Origin of the sequence: Burkholderia sp. WSM2230, from assembly GCF_000472445.1 — a bacterium.
Taxonomy (GTDB): domain Bacteria; phylum Pseudomonadota; class Gammaproteobacteria; order Burkholderiales; family Burkholderiaceae; genus Paraburkholderia.
In genome coordinates this window covers 1-26,067 of the sequence record NZ_AXAJ01000010.1, presented here as the reverse complement: position 1 = coordinate 26,067, position 26,067 = coordinate 1, and the positions used below count along the sequence as shown (strand labels likewise).

25 protein-coding genes are annotated in these 26,067 nt (G+C 63.5%); 1 reads left to right on the top strand and 24 read right to left on the bottom strand.

The window, feature by feature from the left end; all coding sequences use genetic code 11:
- Window positions 1-89: 89 nt before the first annotated feature.
- The 16 genes from A3AC_RS0119450 to ndk form a co-directional block, all read right to left on the bottom strand.
- On the bottom strand, window positions 90-680 hold the full coding sequence (locus A3AC_RS0119450) for a phosphoribosyltransferase (protein WP_025600914.1): 591 nt from the start codon (window positions 678-680) through the stop codon (window positions 90-92).
- Window positions 681-683: 3 nt separating this feature from the next.
- On the bottom strand, window positions 684-2,030 hold the full coding sequence (locus tag A3AC_RS0119445) for an adenylosuccinate synthase (RefSeq protein WP_025600913.1): 1,347 nt from the start codon (window positions 2,028-2,030) through the stop codon (window positions 684-686).
- A gap of 236 nt (window positions 2,031-2,266) precedes the next feature.
- On the bottom strand, window positions 2,267-3,418 hold the full coding sequence (locus tag A3AC_RS0119435; protein WP_025600911.1) for an ATP phosphoribosyltransferase regulatory subunit: 1,152 nt from the start codon (window positions 3,416-3,418) through the stop codon (window positions 2,267-2,269).
- Between the two features lie 230 nt (window positions 3,419-3,648).
- Window positions 3,649-3,840, bottom strand: a complete 192-nt coding sequence (locus tag A3AC_RS0119425; RefSeq protein ID WP_025600909.1) for a DUF2065 domain-containing protein — start codon at window positions 3,838-3,840, stop codon at window positions 3,649-3,651.
- Between the two features lie 42 nt (window positions 3,841-3,882).
- Window positions 3,883-4,788, bottom strand: coding sequence for a protease modulator HflC (hflC, locus tag A3AC_RS0119420; RefSeq protein ID WP_025600908.1), 906 nt, complete (start codon window positions 4,786-4,788; stop codon window positions 3,883-3,885).
- A 12-nt stretch (window positions 4,789-4,800) separates the two neighbouring features.
- Window positions 4,801-6,192: an FtsH protease activity modulator HflK gene (hflK, locus tag A3AC_RS0119415; RefSeq protein WP_025600907.1), complete on the bottom strand. Its 1,392-nt coding sequence runs from the start codon at window positions 6,190-6,192 to the stop codon at window positions 4,801-4,803.
- Window positions 6,193-6,251: 59 nt separating this feature from the next.
- Window positions 6,252-7,439 carry a GTPase HflX gene (hflX, locus tag A3AC_RS0119410; RefSeq protein ID WP_198018014.1) on the bottom strand — a complete coding sequence of 396 codons (1,188 nt, stop codon included), beginning with the start codon at window positions 7,437-7,439 and terminating at the stop codon, window positions 6,252-6,254.
- A 56-nt stretch (window positions 7,440-7,495) separates the two neighbouring features.
- Window positions 7,496-7,732 carry an RNA chaperone Hfq gene (gene hfq, locus A3AC_RS0119405; protein ID WP_006051315.1) on the bottom strand — a complete coding sequence of 79 codons (237 nt, stop codon included), beginning with the start codon at window positions 7,730-7,732 and terminating at the stop codon, window positions 7,496-7,498.
- A gap of 154 nt (window positions 7,733-7,886) precedes the next feature.
- Window positions 7,887-9,224 carry a ribosome biogenesis GTPase Der gene (gene der / locus A3AC_RS0119400; RefSeq protein ID WP_025600905.1) on the bottom strand — a complete coding sequence of 446 codons (1,338 nt, stop codon included), beginning with the start codon at window positions 9,222-9,224 and terminating at the stop codon, window positions 7,887-7,889.
- Between the two features lie 567 nt (window positions 9,225-9,791).
- Window positions 9,792-10,937, bottom strand: coding sequence for an outer membrane protein assembly factor BamB (bamB, locus tag A3AC_RS0119390; RefSeq protein ID WP_025600903.1), 1,146 nt, complete (start codon window positions 10,935-10,937; stop codon window positions 9,792-9,794).
- A gap of 62 nt (window positions 10,938-10,999) precedes the next feature.
- Window positions 11,000-11,629 carry a YfgM family protein gene (locus A3AC_RS0119385; RefSeq protein WP_025600902.1) on the bottom strand — a complete coding sequence of 210 codons (630 nt, stop codon included), beginning with the start codon at window positions 11,627-11,629 and terminating at the stop codon, window positions 11,000-11,002.
- A gap of 78 nt (window positions 11,630-11,707) precedes the next feature.
- A complete protein-coding gene (gene hisS, locus A3AC_RS0119380; RefSeq protein WP_025600901.1) occupies window positions 11,708-13,048 on the bottom strand; it encodes a histidine--tRNA ligase in 1,341 nt (446 codons plus the stop codon).
- 19 nt (window positions 13,049-13,067) lie between these two features.
- Window positions 13,068-14,384 carry a flavodoxin-dependent (E)-4-hydroxy-3-methylbut-2-enyl-diphosphate synthase gene (ispG, locus tag A3AC_RS0119375; RefSeq protein WP_025600900.1) on the bottom strand — a complete coding sequence of 439 codons (1,317 nt, stop codon included), beginning with the start codon at window positions 14,382-14,384 and terminating at the stop codon, window positions 13,068-13,070.
- Between the two features lie 83 nt (window positions 14,385-14,467).
- Entirely contained in the window at window positions 14,468-15,544 is a 1,077-nt protein-coding gene (locus tag A3AC_RS0119370) for a RodZ domain-containing protein (protein ID WP_025600899.1), read from the bottom strand.
- Window positions 15,545-15,760: 216 nt separating this feature from the next.
- Window positions 15,761-16,912, bottom strand: a complete 1,152-nt coding sequence (gene rlmN, locus A3AC_RS0119365; RefSeq protein WP_025600898.1) for a 23S rRNA (adenine(2503)-C(2))-methyltransferase RlmN — start codon at window positions 16,910-16,912, stop codon at window positions 15,761-15,763.
- A gap of 170 nt (window positions 16,913-17,082) precedes the next feature.
- A complete protein-coding gene (gene ndk / locus A3AC_RS0119360) occupies window positions 17,083-17,508 on the bottom strand; it encodes a nucleoside-diphosphate kinase (protein ID WP_013338797.1) in 426 nt (141 codons plus the stop codon).
- Between the two features lie 329 nt (window positions 17,509-17,837).
- Between ndk and A3AC_RS0119355 the strand changes: the two genes are divergently transcribed.
- Complete coding sequence (locus A3AC_RS0119355) at window positions 17,838-18,536, top strand: Bax inhibitor-1/YccA family protein (RefSeq protein WP_006051305.1); 699 nt, start codon at window positions 17,838-17,840, stop codon at window positions 18,534-18,536.
- Between the two features lie 140 nt (window positions 18,537-18,676).
- Here the strand turns inward: A3AC_RS0119355 and A3AC_RS0119350 are convergent, their stop codons facing one another.
- The 8 genes from A3AC_RS0119350 to A3AC_RS0119315 all read right to left on the bottom strand — a co-directional run bounded on the left by A3AC_RS0119350 (window position 18,677) and on the right by A3AC_RS0119315 (window position 25,842).
- Window positions 18,677-19,450, bottom strand: coding sequence for an MBL fold metallo-hydrolase (locus tag A3AC_RS0119350; protein ID WP_025600897.1), 774 nt, complete (start codon window positions 19,448-19,450; stop codon window positions 18,677-18,679).
- A 7-nt stretch (window positions 19,451-19,457) separates the two neighbouring features.
- Window positions 19,458-20,597 carry an outer membrane protein assembly factor BamC gene (gene bamC, locus A3AC_RS0119345; RefSeq protein ID WP_025600896.1) on the bottom strand — a complete coding sequence of 380 codons (1,140 nt, stop codon included), beginning with the start codon at window positions 20,595-20,597 and terminating at the stop codon, window positions 19,458-19,460.
- A 124-nt stretch (window positions 20,598-20,721) separates the two neighbouring features.
- Entirely contained in the window at window positions 20,722-21,648 is a 927-nt protein-coding gene (dapA, locus tag A3AC_RS0119340; RefSeq protein WP_025600895.1) for a 4-hydroxy-tetrahydrodipicolinate synthase, read from the bottom strand.
- A 43-nt stretch (window positions 21,649-21,691) separates the two neighbouring features.
- Complete coding sequence (locus A3AC_RS0119335) at window positions 21,692-22,291, bottom strand: class I SAM-dependent methyltransferase (protein WP_025600894.1); 600 nt, start codon at window positions 22,289-22,291, stop codon at window positions 21,692-21,694.
- A 17-nt stretch (window positions 22,292-22,308) separates the two neighbouring features.
- The gene (locus A3AC_RS0119330; RefSeq protein ID WP_025600893.1) at window positions 22,309-23,511 is read right to left on the bottom strand and encodes a tryptophan--tRNA ligase; all 1,203 of its coding nucleotides are present in this window, start codon (window positions 23,509-23,511) and stop codon (window positions 22,309-22,311) included.
- 6 nt (window positions 23,512-23,517) lie between these two features.
- The gene (locus tag A3AC_RS0119325; RefSeq protein ID WP_025600892.1) at window positions 23,518-24,180 is read right to left on the bottom strand and encodes a site-2 protease family protein; all 663 of its coding nucleotides are present in this window, start codon (window positions 24,178-24,180) and stop codon (window positions 23,518-23,520) included.
- 47 nt (window positions 24,181-24,227) lie between these two features.
- Complete coding sequence (locus A3AC_RS0119320; protein ID WP_025600891.1) at window positions 24,228-24,863, bottom strand: L-threonylcarbamoyladenylate synthase; 636 nt, start codon at window positions 24,861-24,863, stop codon at window positions 24,228-24,230.
- 148 nt (window positions 24,864-25,011) lie between these two features.
- Complete coding sequence (locus A3AC_RS0119315; protein WP_025600890.1) at window positions 25,012-25,842, bottom strand: 3',5'-nucleoside bisphosphate phosphatase; 831 nt, start codon at window positions 25,840-25,842, stop codon at window positions 25,012-25,014.
- Between the last annotated feature and the right edge of the window lie 225 nt (window positions 25,843-26,067).

Sequence of the window (26,067 nt, the reverse complement as noted above, 5' to 3'; positions counted from 1 at the left end):
TCGCGCGCCGGCGAAGTGCAACGCGTGTCGGCGCGCGCATAAAAAAACGGAGCCCCATCGGGCTCCGCTCTGGATGCGCTGCCTTCGCATCACTTTTCCGAGGACTCCTGCGCTTGCGCCATGCCGCGCTTGATCCACGCGCCCAGGTTGTGCGGGCGAACCGTGTCCCACTCCTCGAACGGCTGATGAATCCAGGGATTGGTAGGCAGATACTGCACGTGATAATCGGGCTTTACCTTCGAACAGCCCTTGTACCAGAGCACCGCCGAACGCACTGCCGTGATGGCCGGATAGCGTTCCTTCAGATGCTGCTGGACACGTGCGAGGGTCACGCCCGAATCGACGAGATCGTCGACGAGCAGCACGTTGCCATGCAGTTCGCCGCGCGTCATCGTGATGTACTGCGCGATGTCCAGCTCGCCCTGCTCGGTGCCGGCCGCTTCGCGATAGGAGCTCGTAGCGAGAATGGCGAGCGGCAGGTCGTAGATGCGCGAGAGCTGGTCGCCCACGCGCAGACCACCGCGCGCGAGGCACAGGATCTTGTCGAACTTCCAGCCGGATTCATGCACCGCCATGGCCAGCAATTCGATCAGCCGGTGATACTCGTCCCAGCCAACCCACAGGTTCTTGTCGTCGTTGCGCGGATCTTTCATCGCAATCATGGGTACACCTTGCACCATCGCTTAAGCCTTGAACGGATGACGAAGCAGAATGGTCTCGTCGCGATCCGGACCAGTGGACACCATGTCGATCGGAATGCCCGCCACTTCCTGGACACGCGACAGATACGCGCGCGCATTGGCCGGCAGCTTGTCCCATTCCTTGATGCCCACGGTGCTTTCCTTCCAGCCCGCGAAGGTTTCGTACACCGGCTCACAGCGCGCGACTTCAGATGCGCCGCGCGGCAGCAGATCGACGTTCTTGCCGTCGACGGTGTAGCCGACGCACAGCTTCACTTCGTCGAGGCCGTCCAGCACGTCCAGCTTCGTCATGCACAGGCCCGAGACGCCGTTGATCTGGATCGAGCGGCGCAGCGCGGCGACGTCGAGCCAGCCAGTGCGGCGCGGACGGCCGGTGACCGAACCGAACTCCTTGCCGACTGTGGCAAGTTCCAGACCGATGGCTTCCTGACGCGCGGCATTGTCCGCGTCGTACAGTTCGCTCGGGAACGGGCCCGAACCGACGCGCGTGCAATACGCCTTGGTGATGCCGAGAATGTAGTTGAGCTTTTGCGGACCGACACCGGCGCCGGCCGTTGCCGCGCCCGCCACGCAGTTGCTCGACGTGACGAACGGATAGGTGCCGTGGTCGATGTCGAGCAGCGTGCCTTGCGCGCCTTCGAACAGCAGGTTGCTGCCGGCGGCATTCGCGTCGTAGAGACGGCGCGAGACGTCGGTGACCATTGGCTTCAGACGGTCGGCATAGCCGAGCATCGTGTCGAGCGTCTGCTGGAAGTCGACAGCGGCGACGCCCAGGTACTGCGTCAGCACGAAGTTGTGGTAGTCGAGGTTCTCGCGCAGACGTTCAGCGAACGTGGCCGGCTCGAACAGGTCTTGCACACGCAAGCCGCGGCGCGCCACCTTGTCCTCGTAGGCCGGGCCGATGCCGCGGCCCGTAGTGCCGATCTTGCTCGCGCCACGGCGCGCTTCGCGGCCCTGGTCGATTGCGATGTGATACGGCAGGATGAGCGTGGTGGCTTCGGAAATGAAGAGGCGCTTCTGAACGTCGACGCCCGCGGCTTCGAGCTCGCCGATTTCCTTGAACAGCGCTTCCGGCGACAACACGACGCCATTGCCGATGTAGCACGCGACGCCGGGATGCATGATGCCCGACGGAATCAGACGCAAGATGGTTTTCTTGCCGCCGATGATAAGCGTGTGGCCGGCATTGTGACCGCCCTGGAAGCGAACGACGCCTTGAGCGTGGTCCGTCAGCCAGTCGACGATCTTGCCCTTGCCTTCATCACCCCACTGGGTTCCCACGACGACGACGTTACGCCCGGGGTTCACATTCACTGCGCTGGCAGACATGTTGTTTCGTAAGCTGGTTAAAAACGTATTTTACCTATGTTCGCGGACGCTTCCGGAATTTTTCCGTTTCCGCTCAACGGCATGCACGTTATGGTGGGTATTGCGAAAGAAGCGCGGCCCGCGCTGGCCGGTCGCCGCGCCATAGCCGGCGACCCATGGAGGCGTATGCACGACAAGTGCGGGCGCCTCCTGATGCGCCCGCGGAAAAGCCCAGGGGCGGCTCTATCGTGACGCGCTTACGCGCGCGGTTCGACGGTCCATGCGCCGTTGCGCTCGACCAACACGCGGTCGAACGCGAATTCATCTACGTCGTGTTCGTGACCGGGCAGCGCCTGGATCACGACTTCGCCGGCGTCGCGCAATGCAGCCACGCTCACGCGCAGCGCGTCGTCGTGTTGCCACGGCGCGAGAATCGCGCTGCTGCGCGCCTCGACCGGCGAGATGCGCGCCACTTCGCGAAGATCCAGCGAAAAGCCGGTTGCCGCCCGCGCGCGGCCATAGAACTGCCCGACGTGGTCATAACGGCCGCCGCGCGCAACCGCGTTCGGCACGCCGTCCACATATGCGGAGAACATCACGCCGCTGTGATACGCGTAGCCGCGCAGATCGGCGAGGTCGATCATCACTTCCGCGCTTTCCACCTGGCTCGCGAGGAACCCGAGGTCGTCAAGCGCGCGCGCGATGGCGGGCGCATTCGGCAGACGCGCGCGCGCTTCTTCGAGCACCGAGGCGTCGCCGTAAAGCGAAGGAAGTGCGCGCAGCGCATCGCGCGTGACAGCCGTGAGATTCGCGGTCAGGTCGACGAGCCGCGGCACGTCCTTGCCTGCCAGCGCGTCGTAAAGCGATTGCCCGAGCTCCGCCGCCGCCGGCTCCGCTTCGATCAACGCCGCGAGCACGCCCGCGTGACACAGGTCGAGGCGCACCTTGCCAAGCCCCGCGAGATGCAGCGCATCGAGCATCAGTTGCTGGATTTCCAGGTCGGCTTCGAGACCGGCATGACCGTAGATTTCCGCGCCGATCTGAATCTGCTCGCGCGTGGCATGCAGACCTCGCGGCCGCGTGTGCGCGACATTGCCGGCGTAGCAAAGACGCGTGACGCCCTGGCGGTTCAGCAAGTGCGCGTCGATACGCGCGACCTGCGGCGTAATGTCCGCGCGCAGCCCGAGCGTGCGTCCGGACAACTGGTCTACCAGCTTGAACGTACGCAGACTCAGATCCTGCCCGCCGCTCGTCAGCAGCGACTCGATGTACTCGAGCAGCGGCGGCATGACCATCTCGTAGCCGTACGAGCGGAAACGGTCCAGCAGACGACGCCGCAATTCTTCGATCTTGCGGGCCTCCGACGGCAGCACGTCGGCAATGTTCTCGGGAAGTAACCAGGTCGACATCGATACAGTCCTACGACGTTGAACACGGCGGCAGAATGCGCCGGTAATGAATGTGAATGGCGGGCCAGGGCTTGATTCCGCCGACGGCGACGACGACAGCGCAAGAGCACACGCGCATCGCCACACATCTGGCAGTGCCTGTCGAAACAAACGGCACCTGACGCGGAAACACGGCGGCCTTGCTCACGCCCGAAGTCTCGCGCCGCATCGTGCGGCTTCGGCCCTCTGCGTCAGGTCACGAAAAACAGCAGAACCAGTCCGAGCAGCATCACGATGAGGCCGCCCACGCGAATCTGATGCGCGGGCCGCTCCGCTATTCTACGGAACGTGTCGCGCCAGGCGCTCGGAAAAACGAATGGGAACATCCCCTCGATAATCAGCATCAACGCGATCGCGAGCAGTAACGAGCCGACTATATCCATGCGAAAGAAGGGGCCGCGATGCGAATGCCGCGGCGTTCCCGGTTATTGGTGTTTGCGCGGGGCCGCGGAAGCGTCCGGGGCTGCGCCACCGGTCGGACTACGCATGAAGCGGAAGAACTCGCTGCTCGGATCGACCACGATCACGTCGCCTGGCTTGAAGGTGTTCCGGTATGCCTGCATGCTTTGATAAAACTGATAGAACTCTGGATCGCTGCCGTACGCTTGCGCGGCGATCTGGGCTGCCTGCGCATCGCCTTCGCCCTTGATGGTTTGCGCCTCACGGTAGCCGTCCGCAAGAATGGCCTGCTGTTGCGCGACGGCGTCTGCCTTGATTTTGTCCGCCTCGGCGGCGCCCTTCGCGCGTTCGTCGGCGGCGATCTGCTCGCGTTCCGCGATCATCCGCTTGTAGACCGAGTCCGCCATCGAGGCCGGGAAGTCGACCCGCGTCAACTGCACGTCCACCACTGTCACGCCGAGCGACGCCACGCTTTTGTCCATCGCACCGCGCGCCTCGTCGGCAAGCGCCTGCTGTTTGGCGAGCGCATCCGACAGCGTGTATTTGCCGAACGCGTCGCCTAGCGCGCCGCGCGCCACGAGCGCGAGACGCTCCGGAAGGCTCTGCACGTCGCCCTTCGTTTCGGCGAGCAGCTTCAGCGGATCGGTCACGCGGTATTTGACGACCGGGTTCGCGAGCAGGTCGGTCTTGTCGGCGGTGACGTAGCGGTCTTCGTCGGGCGCGTCGAGCGACTGGATGCGGTTATCGACGAGCGTCACGGTTTGCAACGGCGGCGGCAGCTTCACGTGCAGCCCCGGCCCGAGCAGGGCCGGCGCCGCGTCGCCATGGGACGACAGCACCGCCATGTGGCGCTGGTCGACCACGAACACCATCGACGAAGCGGCGAACAGCACGATGACAACCGCAATGACGAGCGCAATGATCTTGTTCATGTTGTGCGCTCCTTATTGAACGTCGTCTTCGCGCATACGGCTGCGGAAGGACTCGCGCGAACGCAGCGGATCGCTGCTGGCCGCCGCGCGGCTCGCGGGCGTGGCGGCTGCGGCGGACCCGGAAGCTGCGCCCGGAGCGGCAGTGGACGATCCCGCCGCGGCACCGGAATTCGCTGCCTGCGCTGCGCCGGATGCAGCCGCGCCGGATGCCGCCGTGGCTGCCGCCGCGGCATCTGCCACGCGTTGACGGGTTTGCTCGACAAGCTTGTCGAGCGGCAGATACAGCACGTTGTTGCCGCCCCGGTTGTCCACAAACACCTTGGTCGTATTCGAATAGATCTGCTGCATGGTTTCCAGATACATGCGCTCGCGAATCACAGCAGGCGCCTTCGAGTACTGTGCATACACTTCCTTGAAGCGATCCGCGTCGCCTTGTGCCTGAGCGACCGTCCTGTCGCTGTACTTTTTCGCGTCGTCGATCTGACGCGCCGCGTCTGCTTGCGCGCGTGGCAGCAGGTCCGCGGCGTAGGCCTGCGCGTCGCGCTTCGCACGCTCGTTCTCCTGCCGCACCTTGGCGGCCTCGCCGAACGCGGCCTGCACCTGGTCGGGCACCTGCACAGTCTGGATGGTCACGCCGGTGACGACGAGGCCGGACTGAAACTGATCGAGCGATTTCTGGATGGCCGCGAGCAACTGCTGCCGGATTGCTTCGCGATCCTGATCAAGAATCTCTTGCGCGCTACGCGTACCGACGATGCCGCGCACTGCCGCCTGGGCGGCCTGCATCACGCTTTGATCGGGATCGACGCTGCGGAACAGATAATCGGTCGGCTTGCGTATCTGGTACTGCACAGCAAAACGCACGTCGACGATGTCCGCGTCGTGCGTAAGCATGGACGCGTCCTTCACATTCGCCAGACGCACCACGTTGTTGCGGCCGATTTCCACCTGGCGGACCTGGCCGATATTGACAAGCTCGTGTGTTTCGAACGGATACGGCAAGCGCCAGTGCACACCGTGGCCCGCCGTGTAGCGATATTTGCCGAACTGCATCACGACGCCGGCCTGGCCGTCCTGCACGACGAACACGCCGCTGCCGAGATAGATGGCGATGAGCACACCGATCACGATGCCCACGCCGATGCGCGCGCCGCGGCCGTTGTCCGGCCGCCCACCGCCGACGCCACCGCCCTTGCGTCCGAACATCCGGCTCAAACGACGGTTGAAATCCCGCCACATCTCGTCGAGATCGGGCGGACCTTCACCTTCCTTGGCTTGCGGGCGCTTCGGCTCGACCGGTCGCTGGCGCTCGCCATTGCCGTCGCCACGGCCCCAGCGCGGATCGTTCAGTGAAAGCATGGCGCGCATGCGCAGCCAGATACTCCGCTCGTTGTAATCGTTCACCTGTGTTCGTTCACCAGAGTAGACAGCGGGTCAGTGCGGGTCAGTGCAATCGGAACGGGTCAGTGCCCGAGTTCTGGAACCTTGCGGTGCTCGCGTGGAGCTGCCGACCGGTTTTCTTCCGAAGCTTCCAGCAGCGTGTCGGGAAGAGGTTCGGCAGTAGCGATCTCAGCGATGGCAGCGCGCAATGTATCCAGCCCTTGCCCCGTGCGCGCGCTCAAAAAGACGCGCGAAATATTACCATACTCGTCGCGCTCGACCGCTTCGCCGCGGGCCGCCAGCTCGGGCACCGCGTCGATCTTGTTGAACACGAGCACCTGCCGGATCGTGTCTGCACCGATTGCGTGCAATACCTCGTTCACCTGATCGATCTGGTCGAGCCGCACGGCGCTCGACGCATCCACGACATGCAGCAGCAGATCGGCGTGAATGGTTTCTTCGAGCGTGGCGCGAAACGCCGCAACCAGTTGGTGAGGCAATTCGCGAATGAAGCCGACCGTGTCGGACACGACTACCTGCCCCGCTTCGTCGCCGAGATAAACGCGCCGCGAAGTGGTGTCCAGCGTGGCGAAGAGCTGATTGGCCGCGTACGCCTGCGCCTTGGTCAAAGCATTGAAGAGTGTGGACTTGCCCGCGTTCGTATAGCCGACGAGCGACACCGACATGGTCTGATTGCGCGAGCGCTGGCGGCGCTGCGTGCCGTGCTGACGGCGCAGCTTGTCGAGGCGCGATTTGAGCGCCTTGATGCGCTCGCCGATCAGCCGGCGGTCGGTTTCAAGCTGCGTTTCGCCGGGACCGCGTAGACCGATACCGCCCTTCTGACGCTCGAGGTGCGTCCATGCGCGGATTAGCCGCGTGGACAGATACTGCAGTTGCGCGAGTTCCACCTGCAGCTTGCCTTCGTGGCTGCGGGCGCGTTGCGCAAAAATATCGAGGATGAGACTCGTGCGGTCGACCACGCGCCGATTAAGCGCTTGCTCCAGATTGCGCTGCTGGGCAGGCGCAAGAGCGTGGTTGAAAATGACGAGTTCGATGTCGTTCGCCTCACACGCGAGCCGCAGTTCTTCGGCCTTGCCGCTGCCGACGAACATCTTCGCGTCGGGGCTTGCCCGGCGCCCGGTGAGGGTGACTAGAGGATTCGCGCCCGCGCTTTGCGCGAGCAGACTGAGTTCTTCAAGACTGGCTTCGAAATCGATCTTACCGAAGTCGATGCCGACAAGCGCTGCATTGATCAAATTGGAGGGTATCAAAATGAGGCGGCCGGAAAAGATCGCCAACGGGCGACGCTACGCCGGCCGCGACGGGGTTAGGACTGTTCGGAATCCGGGTGGAAATTCACCGGACGGGCTGGCACGACAGTCGAGATTGCGTGCTTGTAGACCATCTGGGTGACTGTATTCCGGAGCAACACGACGTACTGGTCGAACGATTCGATGTTCCCTTGAAGCTTGATGCCGTTGACCAGGTAGATCGACACCGGCACATGCTCTTTACGCAGTGCGTTCAAAAACGGGTCTTGTAACAATTGCCCTTTGTTGCTCATAGCAAACTCCGTATTTTTTTGCAGGTTGACTGAATTGACGACAGAAGAAAAAGATATCCGCCGTCAACCGCTACACTATAGCCGATTTTCGTTTTCGCGCGGGGCCCCTGCCGAAGCGGCCAAACCCAACGCACACGCGGGTTTCAGCCTGGGTTCAGCCTTTGTCCGCGTAAGGGTTCGTCGACGATCTGAACTCTATTCGCAATGGAGTCCCGGTCAGCTTGAAAGTTTCACGGAAGCGGTTTTCAAGGTAGCGTTTGTACGTTTCGGTGATCGCGTCGAGCGCATTGCCGTGAATCACGATGATCGGCGGGTTCTGTCCGCCCTGGTGCGCGTAACGCAACTTCGGCCGCACCGGACCGCGGCGACGCGGCTGCTGGAACTCCACGGCCTCGATCAGCGCGCGCGTGAGCTTCGGCGTGGGCAGCTTCGACATCGCGGCCGTGTAGGCGTCGTCGACAGAGCGCATCAGCGGGCCAATGCCAGTCTTTTCCGCAGCGGAAATGAAATGGAACTTGGCGAAGTCGAGAAATTTTAGTTTGCGTTCCAGATCCGCTTTCGTGCGCTCGCGCACATGCGAATCGAGCCCGTCCCATTTGTTCACGCCCACCACCAGCGCGCGGCCCTGTTCCACCACGAAGCCGGCTATATGCGCGTCCTGCTCCGAGATATCCTGGCGCGCGTCGAGCAGCAGAATCACGACATTGGCGTCCGAAATCGACTGCAGCGTTTTCACCACCGAGAACTTTTCGATTGCCTCGAACACCTTGCCGCGGCGGCGCAGGCCAGCCGTGTCGATCAGCGTGTACGGCTTGCCCTGCCGCTCGAAGTCGACGTAGATCGAATCGCGCGTGGTGCCCGGCATATCGAACGCGATCACCCGTTCTTCGCCGACGAGCGCGTTGATCAGCGTCGACTTGCCGACATTCGGGCGGCCGACGATCGCGATCTTCACGCCGCGCGCTTCCTTGTCCTCGTCGCTCTCTTCCGGCTGGCCCGCGTACGCGACGCCAAGCGCCTCGTTGATCATTTCCGTCACGCCGTCGCCGTGCGCCGCGGAAATGGCGCGCGGGTCGCCCAGACCGAGTTCGTAGAAGTCGGCGGCGACCGTGCTGTACTTCATCCCCTCGGCCTTGTTGACGACGAGGAAGATCGGCCGGCCAGTCTTGCGCAGATAATCGGCAATCGACTTGTCTTGCGGCGCGAGACCATTGCGGCCGTCGACGATGAACACGACGATGTCCGACTCCTCCACGGCCTGACGCGTCTGGCGCGCCATCTCGTGCAGGATGCCGTCTTTCGCAACCGGCTCGAAACCGCCGGTGTCGACAACGAGGTAGGGCCGCTCGCCGGTGCGTCCTTCGCCGTAGTGGCGATCACGGGTGAGACCCGGCAGGTCGGCAACGAGCGCGTCACGCGAACGCGTGAGACGGTTGAAGAGCGTGGATTTCCCCACATTGGGGCGCCCGACGAGGGCAATAACGGGTTTCATCAGATGTTGTTCACGGTGAAACGCGGATCGGAACCGACCGACCGCATGGCGACGCCATTGCGCCGCTACACGGCAGCGTTTGACGAAAATTATCACGAATTCGGCCAGCCCCGGATGCGCTGTCCAGATGCGCGCCGAGGCGGACGGGGTTTGGCTGTATGCGCAGCGCCATCGGGCTGCCCTGGTTACGTCTTGCTGCGCGGCGGCTCGCGCGCCAGTTACGCTGCGCGCTTTGCGGCGCAGTGCAATTCAATGCGACGCACCGCAAGCAACGGTCAGGGCCAGGGCCGCACAGGCCGTTTATGTTGACCGCTTGCCGGTACCGCTCAGGTACGTGGTGTGTGTCCGCCGCTCCTGTCGATCGCTGTTATCGGCCGCTTTCTGTCGATCTCGCCGGACCAGCCAGTCCGTTGAAATTCATTTGCCTACTGTGCGGCGCTCCCTGCGCTCACTGGGCTCACTGCAGACTCCGCTGCACGTCGCAGCGCGGTGCTATGGCGGCGCGCCGTCAAAAAAACGCGCGGCCGGCAAAGCCGGCCTGCACGCTCGACGGCGCTGCCACGCGATTTAGCGCGGACGATAGCCGTACAGGTCGCCGTCGCGCGTTTGCACGACAAGCGTCTCGCCGGCCAGCACCGGTGCTGCGGTAATCGCGCTGCCGTCGGTCTTCACACGTGCGACCAGCGTTCCGTCCTCGCGCGACAGGAAGTGCACGTAGCCCTGATAGTCGCCCAGCACCGCCGCATGACCGAGGATGAACGGCACGCCCAATTCGCGGTTCTTGAGCTTGTCGTTCTTCCAGAGCGGCGCGCCGGTGTTGACGTCGAACGCCGACACGACCGACCAGTCGTCTGCCGCCACTACCGCGCGGTCGTCCTGCGCGAGACCGCTCGCGCTCGAAAACGCCTTTTCCCACAGCGCGCGGCCCGAGTTCGCATCGAAACAGCCAAGCTGGCCCTGGAAGGTCACCGCGCAGGTTTCCGATCCGACCAGCGTGGGCGGCCCGGTCACGTCGTTGATGCGCTCCACTTCCGTCACGCCCTTCGGGTAGGACACCGGCGTTTGCCAGTAAGCCTCGCCGGTCTGCAGATTGATGGCCGAGAATGCACCGCCGGGGAAGCCTGCCAGCACGGCCGCGTCGCCCGCGAACGTCATGCCCGACGACACGCGCAGATTGAGCGGCACCGCGCGGTTGCGGTAGTTCCACTTCTGCTCGCCGGTTTGCGCATTGAACGCGACGATCTGGCCGTCCACCGTACGCACGACCACGAGGCCGTTGCCGACGAGCGGCGGCGAGATGATTTCGCCAGGCGCCTTGGCCGTCCACAGTTGTTTGCCGTCCGCGCCGAGCACGTAGACGTCGCCCTTCAGGCCGCCGACCGCCGTCAACGTGCCGTCGCTGCCAACGCCCGCGGAGATGTCGTCGTGCAGCTTGACTCGCCAGATGTCCTTGCCGGTTTGCGCGTCGATCTTCGCAACCGAACCGTTCGCGCCGGCCGCGTACACGGCGTCGCCGACCGCGACTGGCGAGAACAGATAACGGCCTGCCTTGCCGACGCTCGTCTTCCAGGCTTGCTGCACGTCCAGCACGGGCTTGAATTCGGTGAGCGGCGTCGGCACGCGGCGCTCGTCTTTCGTGGATGAGCATGCCGCGAGAGCGAGGACGGTCATCGCACAGACAACGGGCACAGCGTATCGTTTCAGCAGATTCATCGGTGGACGAAGCATTCAGGAAATTGGTTAAAGAAAGGCCGGTTGGCCATTGCACGCGGCGTTTAGCCGCCCAGTGCGTCGAGCTTGAACTGGATCAGCTGACGCGCCGAACTGTCGGTCTTCGGCAGCGAATCGAGCGCGAGCTTGTAGGCCGCGCGCGCGTCGTCACGCTTGCCTTGAGCGGCGAGCAGATCGCCGCGGCCGTTTGCCACGATGCCCTTGAACGCCTCGGACTGCGGCTCTGCGAGCAGTGCGAGGCCCTGGTCGTAGGCCTTTTCGTCGAGGAGCAGCGAAGCGAGGCGCAGCTTGGCAACCTGCTTGAACTCCTCGTCCTTCGCATGATCGATGGCCCATTGCAACTGGGCTTTGGCGCCGGCTTCGTCGCCGGCACCGTAGAGCGCCTTCGCGGCGCCAAGCGCGGTCATTTGCGCGTACGCGGTGCGGCTGAACTTGTCTTCCATGTCTGCGGCGACGCGCGTGATCTTCGCCTTATCGCCCGATGCCACTGCCTGCTGCACCTGGTCGTACAGCACCGCCGCTTCCGCCGCCTGACGCCGCTGCCAGAAATTCCAGCCGTTCCAGCCAGCTGCGGCGACCAGCACCACCAGCACGATCCATGTGGTTGCATTACCCCACTGCGCCCACCAAGCCTTCAGACCTTCAATCGATTCTTGTTCGTCGTGGTAACTCATTGCCCGGCGATTTCCTCTTTCTTACTACGGGTGTGTGTCGAGCCTGATCGGCAAAGAACCGGCCCGACGACATCGCGATCAGTCGTCGCCGTCTTCGGCGGTTGCAACCATCGCATTGATTAGAAATTCGGTCAAGTCTTCGGCGGGCACGTTGTGTTGCTCGCTTTTACCGCCGTTAGCAGTTGTATCTCGCAGCGGCTTGACGCCCACCGTGCCGTTCGCAATCTCGTCTTCGCCGAGCACAACCGCGAACGCGGCGCCACTTGCGTCGGCGCGCTTCATCTGCGATTTGAAACTTGCCGATTGACCGTCCGCGCTGCAATGCAGGATCACGTCGAGGCCCGTGTCGCGCAGCCGCTCGGCAATGATGAAGGCCTGCTCGCGCGCCGCGTCGCCCTGGTGGACCACATAAACGTCGCAACCTTCGTCTTCCGGCACGAGCTGCTCTTCCTTCAGCAGCTCAAGAATCCGCTCGATGCCCATGGCCCAGCCGCACGCCGCTGTGGCTTTTCCGCCGAGCTGCTCGATCAGCGGATCGTAACGGCCGCCCGCGGCTACGGTGCCCTGCGCGCCGAGCTTGTCCGTCACCCATTCGAACACGGTCAGATTGTAGTAATCGAGACCGCGCACGAGACGCGGATTGATCGTGAACGGAATGTTGTTCGCCTTCAGAATGCGCTGCAAACCTTCGAAATGCGCGCGCGATTCCTCGCCGAGGAAGTCGATCAGCTTCGGCGCATTCTGCGCGACTTCCTGCAGTGCCGGATTCTTCGTATCGAGCACGCGCAGCGGGTTCGTGTAGAGACGGCGCTTCGCATCTTCGTCGAGCACGTCCATGTGCTTTTCGAGGTACGCGATCAGTTCCACGCGATGCGCGGCGCGTTCTTCCGCCAGACCCAGCGAATTGATTTCGAGTTTGATGCCCGTAAGCCCGAGGTCGTCCCACAGGCGCTGGCACATCATGATGATTTCGGCGTCGGCGTCAGGACCGGCAAAGCCGAGCGCTTCCACGCCCACCTGATGGAACTGGCGATAACGGCCGCGTTGCGGGCGCTCGTGACGGAACATCGGGCCGATGTACCACAGACGCTTCGGGCCGTCGTAAAGCATGTTGTGCTCGATCGCTGCGCGCACCACCGCTGCCGTATTTTCCGGGCGCATGGTCAGATTTTCACCGTTCAGCGCGTCGGTAAAGCTGTACATCTCCTTCTCGACGATGTCGGTCACTTCGCCGATACCGCGCGTAAACAGCTGCGTATGTTCGACGATCGGCGTACGAATATTCTGGTATCCGTACGAACGCAGCATCGACTTGACGGTGGTCTCGAAAAAGTCCCACAGCCCGGCGTCCTGCGGAAGGATGTCGTTCATGCCCTTCACGCCCGACAGCTTTTCGAGCTTTTTCTTCTGTTCAGTCATCTCAATGAATAGCCGATGTTTAATTGAGCGCCTCGGCGCGGCCGTAGCGGCGCTCGACGTAGTCACTCACGATTTGCTGGAATTCTTGCGCAATGTTCTCGCCGCGCAGCGTCTTCACCTTTTCGCCGTCGATAAACACCGGCGCGGCCGGATTCTCGCCGGAGCCCGGCAGGCTGATGCCGATGTTCGCCTGCTTCGACTCGCCCGGGCCGTTGACGATGCAACCCATGACTGCGACATGCATTTTTTCGACGCCAGGATACTGATCCCGCCACACCGGCATCTGCGTGCGCAGATACGTCTGAATTTGCGACGCGAGTTCCTGGAACAACGTGCTGGTGGTGCGGCCGCAGCCGGGGCACGCGATCACCATAGGCGTGAACGAGCGCAGGCCCATGGTCTGCAGGATTTCCTGGCCGACGATCACCTCGCCGGTACGCGGCGCGCCGGGCTCGGGAGTGAGCGAAATGCGGATCGTGTCGCCGATGCCCTGCTGCAACAGCACCGACAACGCAGCCGTTGACGCGACGATACCCTTCGAGCCCATGCCCGCTTCGGTCAGGCCGAGATGCAGCGCGAATTCACAACGGCGCGCGAGTTCGCGGTACACGGCGATCAGATCCTGCACGCCGCTCACCTTGCACGACAGGATGATCTTGTTGCGCGCGAGACCCAGCTCGACTGCACGCTCCGCCGAGCCGATCGCCGACTGGATCAGCGCTTCGTACATGACGCTTTGCGCTTCCCACGGCGTGGAACGCGCGGCGTTTTCGTCCATCATCTTCGCGAGCAGGTCCTGGTCGAGACTGCCCCAGTTCACGCCGATGCGCACCGGCTTGTCGTACTTCACGGCGGCTTCGATCATCTGCGCGAATTGCGTGTCACGCTTCGCGCCGTGCCCGACGTTGCCCGGATTGATCCGGTACTTCGACAACGCCTCCGCGCATGCCGGATAGTCGCGCAGCAGCAGGTGGCCGTTGTAATGAAAATCGCCGACGAGCGGTACCGACACGCCCATGCGGTCGAGTTGATCGCGCACCGCCGGCACAGCCGCGGCCGCTTCAGGCGTATTCACCGTGATGCGCACCAGTTCCGAACCGGCTTGAGCCAGTTCCTTGATCTGGATAGCGGTGCCGATCGCGTCGGCGGTGTCCGTGTTCGTCATCGACTGCACGCGCACGGGCGCGTCGCCGCCGATCGTGACGAGCTGGCCGCCCCACCGCACATCCACCGCATGAGACCTGCGCCGGGGAGCCTGGCCGCCGAACACCGGCTCGTTTGAGACGATCTTGCTACTCGATTGGGATTGAGCTTCGGATTGCATCGAAAGACCCATTTACGCCGCACGCGCCGCAAAAATGCAGCGCCTGAATTGAAAAAGCGCCGCAGTCCGGTTGGCCGCGGCGCACACCGTCTGTATCAAGGCAACGCAAAACGCGCCACGTTGCCTTTCGCCCCCGCATATTTCGATGGATCGACCGGTGCGCCGTCGAGCGTGATCGACTCGAGACCCGCCTTGTTGCCGACCGTCACCTTGAAGGGCGCTTCGCCCGTTACTTCTTTCGTATCACCTGCACGCACGAGGCCGGAGAACACTTCCTTGCCGTCCTTGCCGCGCACGCTGAACCAGCTGTCTTTCGTCACGCGTAGCGCGACGATTGCCGAACCGGCAGGTGGCGCCGTGGCCGACGCTGCGGCGACCGCAGCCGGCGCGCTCGCGACGGGCGCCGCGGGCGTCGCCGTGACAGGCGGCGCGGAAGCGGGCGCCGTGCCGGCGGTGAGCGGTGCGGGCATCGGTGTAGCCGACGCTGCGCCCGGTGCCGCAGCCTCCGTCTCGGGCGCGGATGCCACCTCCTGGGCGGCAGCCTCGGACCCGGCCGCCGGGCCCTGCCCGACCGCACCGACGGCCCCCGATGCGCCGGTAACGCCACCCGCGCCGCCGTTCGCGCTCGCCTTCAGGCGCGAGAGCCACGCCGTCGAATCGCCACCGTTCGTGTGCCACATGGCAAGCGCGATGACCGCGACGATGACCGCCGCCACGCCCCACAACCACGAGCGGCTTTTTTGCGCGCCCCCGCCGAGCGACAGCGACACGCGGCCGCGCGGCAAATCTTTACCGGACGAGGCCGGCATCGACAGATCCGGCGCGGGCACGCCCTTCTCGCGGCGCAGAGCCTGGGTAAACGGCGCGGGATCTGCGCCGAGCATCTTGGCGTAGCTGCGCACCACGCCGAGTGCGAACGTAGTGTCCGGCAAATGGCTGATGTCGCCGGCTTCGAGTGCGCGCAATTTGCCGGGCGCCACCTTGAGCCGGGCCGAGACGTCTTCGATCGACCAGCCCTTCGATTCGCGCAGTTGCGTCAAGCGCGCGCCAACCGCTGCCAGCGAGTCCAGGCCCGGCTGCCCCACAGGCTGCACCACCGCCCGCGCGACAGATGCGGAGCGGCCTTCGTTCGTGTCTGTGTCCTGCGGCTGCGGGTGCTGCGGCTCACTCATCCCAAATCCCTTTCGCGTCGATTCTTTTTCACTTGTGCGACCGGACCGGTCCAAACCTCATGTCCGAATCGCAGACCGTTTATAACAAAATGCGCGGCCTCTTGTGCCGCTTCCGATCGATTCTGCAAACTTTCTTTTCAATTGCCGGGACGCAAAGCGCTTTTGAGCATTTTCCGGTGCATAGCGCGGAATGCCCTGCAACTCACGCCCCTCCTACTACACGGCGCGAACCTCGATGACCTTCGCTGCCTTCCCGCTGCGCTCAGCGAGGCGCGTGCGGTCTTTCACCGCACCGGCCAACTGACCGCAGGCAGCGTCGATATCATCGCCGCGTGTTTTACGCACCGTGGTGACGACGCCCGCGTCCACCAGCACCTGCGCGAACCGCTTGATCTGTTCCGGCTTCGAGCGTACGAGGCCCGACTCCGGGAACGGATTGAACGGAATCAGATTGAACTTGCACGGCACGTCGCGCGTGAGGGCGAGCAGTTCGCGCGCTTGCGCCTCGCTGTCGTTCACGCCGTCGAGCATGCAATATTCGAATGTAATGAAATCCCGCGGCGCGACTTTCAGATAGCGCTGGCAAGCGGCCATCAATTCGCGCAGCGGATATTTCTTGTTGAGCGGCACCAGCATGTCGCGCAACGGATCGCTCGGCGCATGCAGCGAAACAGCCAGCGCAACCGGCAGATCGGCGCCGAGCCGGTCCATCATGGGCACGACGCCCGAAGTCGACAACGTGACGCGCCGGCGCGACAGGCCATAGGCGTTGTCGTCGAGCATGAGGCGCATGGCGGGCACGACCGCGTCGTAGTTCAGAAGCGGCTCGCCCATGCCCATCATTACGACGTTCGTGACGACGCGCTCGCCCTTGCCTTCACCGCCCGTGGCACGGCCGCCGGCCGACCCGAGCGACGCACGCAACGCGAATTCGGCCATGCGCAACTGGCCGATGATTTCACCGGTTGTGAGATTGCGCGAGAAACCCTGCTTGCCGGTCGAGCAGAAACGGCAGTTCACCGCGCACCCCGCCTGCGACGACACGCACAGCGTGCCGCGCGTTTCTTCGGGGATGAAAACGGTTTCGACCGCGTTGCTGTTGCCGACGTCGATCAGCCACTTGCGTGTGCCGTCGGTGGAAATATGGTCGCTGACGACGCCCGGCATGGAGATCGTGGCGCGCCCCTTCAGCTTTTCGCGCAAGGACTTCGCGAGGTCGGTCATGCCGTCGAAGTCTGCAGCGTTGTACTGATGGATCCAGCGCTGCAATTGCCTGGCGCGAAACGGCTTCTCGCCCAGGCTGTCGCAATAGGCGACGAGCCCTTGGGCGTCGAGGTCGAGAAGGTTGACGGTGGAACTGCTCGTCATATCGAATCCTGCCATTTCAGTGCGAGACTGGGTTCATGCAACAAGCTGCATGACCGCAAAACCGTTCGCGCCCATCCCTGCTGCTTTTACCTTACTACTTTGCCCGGCGATTGGTGCGCATTGGTGTGAATAAACCCGCTTCGCTGCACCCGCCGCCGGGATAACCAGCATTAGCGCGAATACACGTTCACTTGCGGGAAGAAAAACGCGATTTCAACCGCAGCCGTTTCAGCGGCGTCCGAACCGTGCACCGCGTTAGCGTCGATGCTGTCGGCGAAGTCCGCACGAATCGTGCCCTTTTCGGCCTTCTTCGGGTCCGTTGCGCCCATCAGATCGCGGTGCTTCAGGATGGCGTTTTCGCCTTCCAGCACTTGCACGACCACCGGGCCGGAGATCATGAATTCGACCAGGTCCTTGAAGAACGGACGCGCAGCATGCACGGCGTAGAACTTCTCAGCGTCGGCGCGCGACAGGTGGACCATGCGCGAAGCCACGATCTTCAGGCCGGCGTTTTCGAAACGGCTGTAGATCTGGCCGATCACGTTCTTGGCCACTGCGTCCGGCTTGATAATGGACAGGGTGCGTTCGATCGCCATAAAAACTCCAAAAAATTAAGAGGTTACAGATTCAAATGAATCCGCTATTGTAGCATGTTCCAGTTATGATTGCGATTGAACCCTTACGGCACTGAAAGACTCCAAGCAGGAGTTTCTGAATACTGGTAGCGTAGGCCGTGTGGGCGCTTCGGCGCAGTTTTCCACGCACTTTTGTCGCATCGGTGGCATTGAAACTCCCCGGCGTCGCGCTAATCTTAGGAACGGGTGGTCCGTGGCGGCGGCGAGAGCTTCCGGCGCGGCACGCGGCAACAATGCTGGACAAACCGCTGACAACATCACGCAACACGGTTCTGACGTAAGGAGAGACCATGAACGATCATCCGTATAGCTTTGGCCGCACTGGCGCGGTCAGCACGGTCGAAACGCGTAACCGCGTGCTACGCAACACCTACTGGCTGCTTGCGCTGTCCATGATTCCGACAGTGCTCGGCGCGTGGGTCGGGCTCGCCACCGGGTTTTCGCTCTTCGCCGCCACCAGTCCCGCCATGAGCCTGCTGGCGTTTTTCGCGATCGCCTTCGGCTTCATGTTCGCGATCGAAAAAACCAAGAACAGCTCGGCCGGCGTGTTCGTGCTGCTTGGCTTCACGTTCTTCATGGGCCTCATGCTGTCGCGCATTCTGGGCTTCGTGCTGGGTTTCTCCAACGGCCCGTCGCTCATCATGCTCGCCTTTGGTGGCACTGGTGTGATCTTCGCCTCCATGGCCACCATTGCGACTGTCAGCAAGCGCGACTTCTCCGGTCTCGGCAAGTGGCTGTTCATGGGCGTGATCGTGCTGCTGCTGGCCTCCGTCGCGAACGTGTTCCTGCATCTGCCGGCGCTGATGCTCACGGTGTCCGTCATGGCCATTGTGATCTTCTCGGCGTATATGCTGTTCGACGTTCAGCGCGTGGTGAACGGCGGCGAGACCAACTACATCACCGCCGCACTCGCCATCTATCTCGACCTGTACAACGTGTTCGTGAACCTGCTGGCGCTGCTCGGCATTTTCGGCGGCAACCGCAACTAAGCGTCATGCATCGAACCGGGGCCGCGGCACTCAATGCGCCGGCCTCGTAAAAAAGCCCATAACGATTTACTCGTTATGGGCTTTTTTTGATCCCCGCTGCGTCGCCGTTTCTGGCGACAGTAGAGCAGTCGCGCCAGCGCTCAAAGGCTCAGCCACTCGAACCCTTCCGCCTGCGAGGCAACCACCACCTCAGTCGGCGCGGCGCCCAACACGCCGGCCATAGCGGCCTGCGCGAGTTCAGGCAGATTATTCTGCTGGCTCAGATGCGCGGCGACCAGATGTCGCAGACGCGAACGGTCAAGCGAGGCGAGAATTTCGGCCGCCGCGTCGTTGTTCAAATGCCCATGATTCCCGCCGATGCGCGCCTTCAGTGACTGTGGATAACGGCTGCCGGCCAGCATGCGCACGTCGTGATTGCATTCAAGCACCAGCGCGTCGCAACCGCTCAACACAGCGCTGATATGCGGTGTCGACGTGCCGACGTCCGTCAGCACGCCAAGGCGCCTCGCGCCATTCGAGAACACATATTGCAGCGGCTCCCGGGCGTCGTGAGGAACCGTGTAAGGAAGAACGCTGAGGTCGCCGATTGCCACCGCTTCGTCGCCCCACAGCACTTGCAGATCGACGTCGGCTTCGTCCGCACCGACCGCGCGGGCGGTGCCCCAGCTCATGTACAGCGGAATCGACCACTTGCGCGCCAAGGTCAGCGCGCTGCCAATGTGGTCGCTGTGTTCGTGCGTGATCAGGATTGCGTCAAGGCCTTCAGCGCTCGAGCCGAGCCGGTTCAGACGCCGCTCGACTTCCTTTGCAGAAAAACCGCAATCGAGCAGCACGCGCGTGGTGGTCGCGCCGCTTTGCGCTTCCACCAGCAACGCATTGCCTTCACTGCCGCTGCCAAGACTTGCGAACCGCACAGCCCGATCAGTTCAGTTGCGCGTGCAGGAGCGTCACGATGCGCTGCGCGTCGGACGAATTGTCGATCTGCCCGTTCGCGTCCAGCACCGCAACTTGCGTCAAGGCATCGCCCTTCGAACGCACGTTGACGAGAAACTCCTGACCCGGCTTTTTCGCGGAATTGCCGCCGTAGAACAGCTTGCCGAGCAGGCCTTCCTTCTTCAGTTCCTGCATCGAATCCGCATAGCGCACGTAGTAAATGCCCTTCTCACGGTCGCGGTTATCGACGGTGAAGTTGGTGCGGTCGAGCGCAAGACCCACACGCAGCCACGCGCGGTCGAACGATTCCTGCAGATCGAGCGTGGATGCGCCCGCGGTCTTGTCGAGCGTGGCCGGCGCGGCGGCCGGGCGCGCTTCCGTCAGCAACTGCTTCGACTGTTTTTCGGTCAGGCCGAATTTCTGCATCAGCTTGGTGAGGAACAGTGCTTCCAGTGCCGGGTCGCGCGGACGCTCTTCCCAACGCGACGACGTCTTGTCCTGCCCGGTCAGCACTTCTTCCATTGCGCTGTGTGTGACGGAAATATCCGTGGTGTCGGAAGGACCGCGCGACACGAGCGTACGGAAACTGTCACGCGTACCCGACGAATAAGCGAAGTCGATCACTTTGCCCACGGTGCGGCGGAACCAGTCGTCCGGAATATTGGCGCGGTTTTCAGCCCAGTCGGTCACCATGATGCCGGTAGCCGGTGCGTCGGTTTTCAGCGCGAAGCCGTTTTCCTGCCAGAACTCTTGCAGTTGCGGCCACAGCTGTTCCGGCGAGCGGCCGTCGACCACCAGCCAGCGGCGGTCGCCGTCGCGCTCGATGTGCATGCCGTACGGGTCTTGCGCCGTCGGCTGACCTTCGGTCGAATTGCCGGCCGCTGTCACCGCGCGCTTGGTCGCGCCGCCGAGCGCCAGATTGGCCGGCGGTGCGACGTAGCGCTGATCGGTTGCTGTGGTGTTCAGGTCGCCAGGAATGGCGAGCGGCGGCGCACTGCCCGCGGCCTTGTAATTCACGCGATCGGAAGCGAACCAGTCGTTCAGCGTGTCACAGCCGGCGAGCGTCACCAGGGCAAGCGTCAGCGCCGCCATGCGGGTTGCGTGGAGGGAAAGTGCGGAACGTTTCATGAGGTCCTTCGTGATGCTGGAACGCGGTGCCTGGTTCTGTGTGCCGGGAACGTGGGCTGGATCGACGTCGGTTAAGGGAATGCCGGTGGCTGAGCGAGCGCTGACGGGTGCGGCGGCTGCCCGCCTAGCCGAGCAGGCCCGCTTCGCGCAGCGCGCCGCGCACCACTTCGTGGTATTGCGCGTCGAGCGGCGTGAGCGGCAGGCGGATGCCGCCCTGCACACGACCCAACTGCTGCAGCGCCCATTTCGCCGGAATCGGGTTGGATTCGATGAACAGGTTCTTATGCAGCGACAAGAGCTTCAGATGAATCTCGCGCGCGGTCTTTGCGTCCGCCGCCAGCGCGGCCTTGCACAGCTCGCTCATGAGACGCGGCGCGACGTTTGCCGTCACCGAGATATTGCCGTGGCCGCCCAGCAGCATCAATGCGATCGCGGTGGGATCGTCGCCGCTGTAAATGCCGAAGTGCGCCGGCGCCGACTTGATCAGATGCGCGGCGCGGTCGATGTTGCCGGTCGCCTCCTTCACGCCGATGATGCCCGGTACCTGCGCGCAACGCAGAATGGTCTCGTTGCTCATGTCCGCGACGGTGCGGCCGGGCACGTTGTACAGGATCACCGGCAGATCGACCGTTTCGGCGATCTTCACGAAATGGCGATAGATGCCTTCCTGCGTCGGCTTGTTGTAGTACGGCACGACCTGCAATGTGGCGTCTGCGCCGACTTCTTTCGCCTGGCGCGTGAGCTCGATAGCTTCCGTCGTGGAATTGCCGCCCGAGCCCGCGATCACCGGAATCCGGCCCGCCGTGTGCTCGACCGCGGTCTTGACCATCAGCACGTGTTCCTCGACGGACAGCGTAGCCGACTCGCCGCTCGTGCCGACCACCACGAGCGCATTCGTGCCCTCGGCGACATGCCAGTCGATCAGTTTGCGGAATGCCGGCAAATCGAGGCTGCCGTCTTCAAGCATCGGGGTGATGATGGCAGGAATGCTGCCGCGAATCTGAACGCTGCCGTTGCCGCTCTGGGTGCCTGCTTGAGTGCCGTTAGTCATGAAAAGCCATGAATTTGATCAGGTAAACCGCGATTGTAGCGGATTAGCCAGCCAACTCGTAACAAGGCGGGGGCGCCGCCTGCACGGGGTCGTCTGAGCGGTCCCGCTCCAGAATTGCACAGATGCGCTGGACATAGGCCGGGCGTGGCTGCGCGAGAAAACCGTCCTGAAACGCGACCACCCGCAAGCGGCCGCGCACGAGCTCCAGCAGTTCGCCGGGCGCGAGCAGGAACGCGGGATTAGAGGGCTTGCCCACCGTTTCGTTTCCTTGCGCGAACGTCTCGTAAACCAGTACGCCGCCGGGCGCGAGCGATTCGATCAGCCGCGCAAAAAGCGGCCGGTGCAGATAATTGGTGACGACGACCGCGGCAAACTTCGCGTCCGCGGGCAACGGCCACGGAGCGTTCTCGATGTCGGCAACGACGGGCGTGACGAGCGGTTCGTCGGCGAGCGTGTTTAGCGCGGCGGCGTCGCGGTCGATCGCCGTCACCGGATGGCCCAGCGACGCAAAAAACCGCGCATGCCGCCCCGCTCCGGACGCGACGTCGAGCACCGCGCCGCCCGCCGCGATGAGATGCGCCCAATGGCGCACCCAGCGCGACGGCTCCCCCAATCCATGCACGGCTACGGCGGGAATGCTCATGACGTCGGCGCGGCCCTTCAGTTGTACGACAGGCCCATCGCCTCGCGCACGTCACGCATCGTTTCCGTAGCGAAGCGGCGCGCCTTGTCGCAGCCGTCGGCGACGATCGCGCGCAACAGCGACGGATCGTCCATGTACTTCTGCGCGCGCTCCAGCATCGGCTGCTGCTCGCGCAGAATGCCTTCGATCACCGGCTGCTTGCATTCGAGGCAGCCAATGCCGGCCGACCGGCAACCCTTCTGCACCCACTCGTGCGTGGTTTCGTCCGTATAGACCTGGTGCAGTTGCCATACCGGGCACTTGTCCGGATCGCCCGGATCCGTGCGGCGCACGCGTGCCGGATCGGTCGGCATGGTGCGCACCTTCTTCGTGATTGTCTCGGCGTCTTCGCGCAGGCCAATCGTGTTGCCGTACGACTTCGACATCTTCTGGCCGTCCAGACCCGGCATGCGCGAGGCTTCCGTCAGCATGACCTGCGGCTCGACCAGAATGATCTTGCGCGAGCCTTCGAGGTAGCCGAACAGACGCTCGCGGTCGCTCATCGACAGGCTCTGCGATTCCTGCAACATCGCGCGCGCCTGCTCGAGGGCTTCGTCGTCGCCTTCCTGCTGATAGGCGTTGCGCAGCTCGTGATACAGCTTCGCGCGCTTGCCGCCGAGCTTTTTCGCGGCTTCGTTCGCCTTTTCCTCGAAACCCGGCTCGCGGCCGTACAGGTAGTTGAAACGGCGCGCGATTTCACGCGTCATTTCGACGTGCGGCACCTGGTCTTCGCCGACCGGCACGAGCGACGCGCGATACAGCAGAATGTCCGCCGCCATCAGCACCGGATAGCCGAGAAAGCCGTAAGTGGACAGATCTTTCTCCTTCAGCTTCTCCATCTGCTCCTTGTAGGTCGGCACGCGTTCGAGCCAGCCAAGCGGCGTGCTCATGCCGAGCAGCAGCGACAGCTCCGCGTGCTCGGGCACGCGGCTCTGGATGAAAAGCGTGGCCTGCGCCGGATCGATGCCCGAGGCGAGCCAGTCGATCAGCACCTCCCAGACGTTTTTCTCGATAACCTCGGGCGTTTCGTAGTGCGTGGTGAGCGCGTGCCAGTCGACGACAGCGAAGAAGCACGGGTATTCGGACTGCAGCCGCACCCAGTTTTTCAGCACGCCGTGATAGTGGCCGAGGTGCAGCGACCCGGTGGGCCGCATGCCGGAGAAGATACGGTCTGGGAACATGGTTATTTAGAAAAGCGAAACAAGTGGAGTCAGAATTGCGGTGATTGCGCCGTAACCGAGTGTGACGAGCGGGCTTAACCAGTAGCGGGTCAGCGTGCCGGTCATGACCAGCGCCATGACGATGAAAAAGCCATACGGTTCGAGGCGCGACAGCGTAATGGCCTGGCGCGGCGGCAACAGCGCCATCAGCACGCGGCCGCCGTCGAGCGGCGGCAACGGAAACAGATTGAGCACGCCGAGCACGAGATTCACGCCGACACCTGCGGCCGCCATACGCGTGAAAAACGGTTCGTCGACGGCCATGACCGCCAGCGCCACGCCGAACAGGCCCCAGATGAGCGCCTGCACGAAGTTGCAGGCAGGACCCGCTGCCGCGACCCACAGGCTGCCCCAGCGCGGATTGCGCAGATTGCCGAAGGCGACCGGCACCGGCTTCGCGTAGCCGAACATGAACGCGCCGCTCGTGGCGAAGTACAGCAGCAAGGGAATTGCGATCGTGCCGAGCGGGTCGATGTGCCGCATCGGATTGATGGAAACGCGGCCGAGCACATAAGCCGTGTTGTCGCCGAGCCAGCGCGCGACGTAACCATGCGCGGCCTCGTGCAGCGTGATGGCGAAGATCACCGGCAACGCGTATACCGCGATGGTTTGTATCAGGGAAGAATCCATAACTCGCTATTGTAACAACGCGATTGCGTGCGTCTGTCCGCTTTCGCTCATGCTGTCTCTTCGAGACCGAATGGCGCGAGAGAACCGCGCCCTGCCCGCACCAGAACCGGCTCGTCGCCGGTCAGGTCGATCACCGTGGACGGCTCGCACACACAGGCGCCGCCGTCGATCACGAGATCGAGCTGTTTTTCGAGCCGGGCGCGGATTTCCTCTGGATCGTTGAGCGGCGCCGTTTCGCCCGGGAGAATCAGCGTCGAGCCGAGCAGCGGCTGGCCGAGTTCGCCGAGAATCGCAAGCGTGATTGCATGGTCCGGCACGCGCAGGCCGATTGTCTTGCGCGACGGGTGCGAGAGGCGCCGCGGCACTTCCTTGGTCGCCTGCAGCACGAAAACATACGGCCCCGGCGTCACCGACTTGATGAGCCGGTACTGGCGGTTATCCACCATCGCGAAGTTCGCGAGTTCGGACAGATCGCGCACGAGCAGCGACAGCAGCTGCTTTTCGTCGAGCCCGCGGATGCGGCGCAGGCGCTCCACCGCGTCCTTGTCGTCGAGATGGCACGCGAGCGCGTAGCTCGAGTCCGTCGGCAGTGCGACCACGCCGCCGTCGTTGATGATCTGCACGGCCTGTTTGACGAGGCGCGGCTGCGGGTTATCTGGATGAAGCCGGAAGTATTGGGACATGGCGGCTAACGGTGGCAACGGTGGCTACGGAGAAACAACGTTTGATGGCGCGGTCCGACGCAAGACTTCGCGGACCGTGAGCGTCAGGCGCGAGCACGGCGATTTGCCGGCTCTCGCGCGCAGCGTGCCGCGAAGGCACGGCGGGCGCTCACAGCCAGCGTTCCCAGACAGGCTTGAGATCGGAAGGAAGCGGCGGCAACGTGCCGAGCTCGACACGGCCCTCGCCCGGCGCGTGGAAATCGGACCCGCGCGACGCCTCGAAGCCGAAACGGCGCGCGACCTCGGCGTACTCGCGGTATTGGTCCGGCGTGTGGCTGCCGGTCACAACTTCAATCGCCTTGCCGCCCAGATCGATGAACTCTGCAAAAAAGGCGTCGAACTCGGTCGGCGAGTAGGCGTAACGTCCCGGATGGGCGATGATCGCCTCGCCTCCCGCAGCCTTGATCCAGCCGACGGCGTCCGCCAGCTTCGACCAGCGGTGGGGCACATAGCCGGGCTTGCCGTCGCCGAGATAGCGGTTGAACACGTCTTGCGTGGAACTGGCGTAGCCGCTTTCGACCAGGAAACGCGCGAAATGCGTGCGCGAAATCATGTCCGGATTCGACACGTACTTGAGCGCACCCTGGTAGGCGTCGGGAATGCCGAGCGTGGCCAGTTGCTCGCCGATTGCCTCCGCGCGCGCGGCGCGCCCGTTGCGCGTGCGCGCGAGCCCGTCAATCAGCACGGAACTGGTGGGGTCAATGCCGAGCCCGACGATGTGCACCGTACGCGCCGCCCAGGTTACCGAAATTTCGACCCCGCTCAGATAACCCATGCCGAGTGCCAGGGCGGCTTGACGTGCCTCGTGCTGGCCGCCGAGTTCGTCGTGATCGGTCAGCGCCCACAACGTCACGCCCCCCGCATGCGCACGGCGCGCGACATCGGCCGGCGCAAACTGGCCGTCGGAAACGGTGGAGTGACAGTGGAGGTCGGCGTTCATCATCGTCTGGAGAGGGTACTGCAGCCATTTTACTGCAACGCAGTAAGTGGACGCAGAGCAAATCTCGCGCTGGGGAAGCGCCCTCCGGCTGCCAGCCGGATTTGTTCCGGGCCTCGCCTGACCTGGGGCCTGCGGGCCTGCGAGCCTGCCGACGCCCGCGCGCCTTCAGCCACGCCTCTCGCCTCCCGCCTCCCGCCTCCCGCGTCTCGCCTCCCGCCTCCCGCC